This is a genomic window from Mesorhizobium sp. M7A.F.Ca.CA.003.01.2.1 (genome assembly GCF_003998945.1).
Taxonomy (GTDB): domain Bacteria; phylum Pseudomonadota; class Alphaproteobacteria; order Rhizobiales; family Rhizobiaceae; genus Mesorhizobium; species Mesorhizobium ciceri.
Genome location: NZ_RZRA01000823.1, coordinates 1 through 2,571 on the forward strand (window position 1 = coordinate 1; position 2,571 = coordinate 2,571).

Annotated in this window: 2 protein-coding genes; both read right to left on the minus strand. The window is 62.1% G+C overall.

Annotation, left to right across the window (positions count from 1 at the left end; translation table 11 throughout):
* A partial coding sequence (locus tag EN969_RS26155; protein WP_127419519.1) for an ATP-binding protein occupies positions 1-1,226 on the minus strand: 1,226 nt, incomplete at its 3' end.
* Between the two features lie 281 nt (positions 1,227-1,507).
* Positions 1,508-2,571: SulP family inorganic anion transporter (locus tag EN969_RS26160; RefSeq protein ID WP_164758496.1), on the minus strand; the 1,064-nt coding region annotated here is incomplete at its 5' end.

Sequence of the window (2,571 nt, forward strand, 5' to 3'; positions counted from 1 at the left end):
CCGAGGTGTGGACCCCCGCCGTATGCACCGCTCAGATATTTGCGGTAATGGTTCTCGTCGCGGCGCACCTTCACGTCCATGAGGCTGTAAAGGTGGCTGCGGCCCTGCCGGTCCTTCTCGCAGATCACGATTTCCTCCTTGTTGAGGTCATCGAGCAGCGAGGCCGAATGGCAGGAGAGCCATAGCTGCGCGTCGAACTTGTTACGTCCCGAGGCCGCATAGAACCAGCGCACCAGCTCGGGCAGCATGTTCGGGTGAATGGCCGCGTCCATTTCGTCGATCGCGGCGATCCCGCCGGTATCGAGTGCGCTCATGATGAAAGGGAACATCTTGATAAAGGCCCGCGTGCCGTGGCTTTCCATCAGCCAAGGCATTTCGACCGCAAGACCCGCGTGCTTAAACAGCAGCAGCGGCCCGTTGTCCGTATGCTGAAAGCGCATCCCTTCCACACCCACATCTATGCGGCTTAGCTCATCCTTCAGCCGCGAGACGACGTTGGGCTGGTTCTTTAGATAGTCGATCACGTCGCGATCGACGAAGGAGTGCACAGGCTCAATTTGGAAGAAGGCCTTGCGCGCCGTATCCACAAGAAGCTGCGCGGTCGGGTGCTGGAATTTCGCGAATGATGACAGCACCGTGTGATTGCCGGCGAGCGTCTTCACGAGGTGCTGGAAGCCCGAGAGGCTGAAGGTTTTAGAGTCCTTCACCTTGCCCTCGGCATCGCGCTCATAGACGCGCTGCCATTTCCCTTGGCCGTTCGGCCTCTGGCGCAGCGACTCGGACGCGATCCGCACCGCGAGCCCTTCTTTGAGTTCGATTTCCAGTTCGTAGCGGTAAGTGCCTTGCTCGACCTTTTCGCCGCTCGTGGCGCGCTGAAAGACTTCCGGCGTCAGGTTTATGATGCCGCCCAGCTCGATCGCGAACCGGATCGGCCGACTGCCGGGTTCCACGTCGTTGAACCGCTCGATGCCAGCGAAGCCTGGCACCGTGCGCGCTACGCTGTCGCGGATCATCGTCACGACGAATTCGAGCGCGCGCAGCACCGTCGTTTTACCCGAGGCGTTCGCGCCATAGAGGGCGACGACCTTCGGCGCGCGCACGTCCGCACCCTCGAAGATGGGGGCATAACGGCCTTCAGGATCGGGCACTTTTCCATCCACCGACAGGTCGAGCACCTGCGGATCGCGGATGGAGAAGAAGTTTTCGACCTCTAGCTTGTAGAGCATGGGATACCTCACTTGGGGATATAATAGAATCTATAACGATATTTCGTCAATAATTCGATTACAGGATCGCTTCATGCTCACCGAGGATTGAGCATTGGCGGCGCAACGTGGATGGATGCCAGCTTTCGGAATCGGAGGTTGGTTCTCGAAATGACCAAAAAGAGGCGCAGTGCGGTTGTTCACGTCGCGCCGTGCGTGAGTCAGCTCAACGTCAAGAAGTTGGCATTCAACAGGTGGACACCTTGTCCTGACTATGGCCACCGGCCGGCAAATCCCGGCCCCTACCCCGCCTCCAGCTTCCCTTTCAGCTGCGCCCGCGCATCCTTGATCGAGGCGGCGTAGGTCACCAGCGGGCGCTTGACGCCGTGGGTGATCAGCATGCGTCGGATCTGCGGCGCGGCACCCGATATGATGAAGCGGACACCGGCGCGTTTCGCCTTGTGGGCGGCGCCTTCGATGACGTTGGCCGCCGTCGAATCGAAGAACGGTACGGCCGAGCAGTCGAGGATGAAGTTCCTGCGCTGGTCGGCTATGCGGTCGAGCACGGTGCCGACGGTCGATGCGGCGCCGAAGAAGAAGGCGCCCGAAATGCGATAGACGACGGTGTCGGCGTCGGTCGCCTCGCTGGCATCGTAGGCCTTGGTGCTGTCGGCGACATCCTCCTGCACCAGCGGCTGATCGGCCTCGACCGCAATCGACTTGGCCATGCGGTCGATGAACAGGATCGACCCCAGCACGAAGCCGACGACGATGCCTTCGGTGAGATCGCGGAAGATGACGAGCAGAAAGGTCGCCATCAGCACCAGCGCATCGCCGCGCGAGGCACGCAGCAAGGTGGCGAAGGCCTGTTTCTCGAACATATTCCAGCACACGACCGCCAGCACGCCGGCCAGGGCGGCGAGCGGGATATAGCTGGCGAGCGGCGCCGCCACCAACATCAAGGCGAGCAGGATGGCGGAGTGGACGATGCCCGAAACCGGTCCGTGGGCGCCGGCCCGCACATTGGTCGCCGTGCGGGCGATGGTGCCGGTGGCGCAGATGCCGCCGAACAGGGCGGATGCGATGTTGGCGAAGCCTTGCGCCACCAGTTCGCAGTTGGAACGATGCCGGCGGCCCGTCATCCCGTCGGCGACCACCGCCGAAAGCAGCGATTCGATGGCGCCCAGCAAGGCGAAGGCAATGGCATCCGGCAGCACGTCAATCATCCTGTCCAGGCTGATCGGCGGCAAAGCGGGCATTTGCAGGCTGCGCGGTATACCGCCAAAGCGGGTGCCGATCGTCTCCGCCGGCAGTGCGAGAAGCGCCACGACCAGCGATGCCAGCCCGATGGCGATGAGCATTGCGG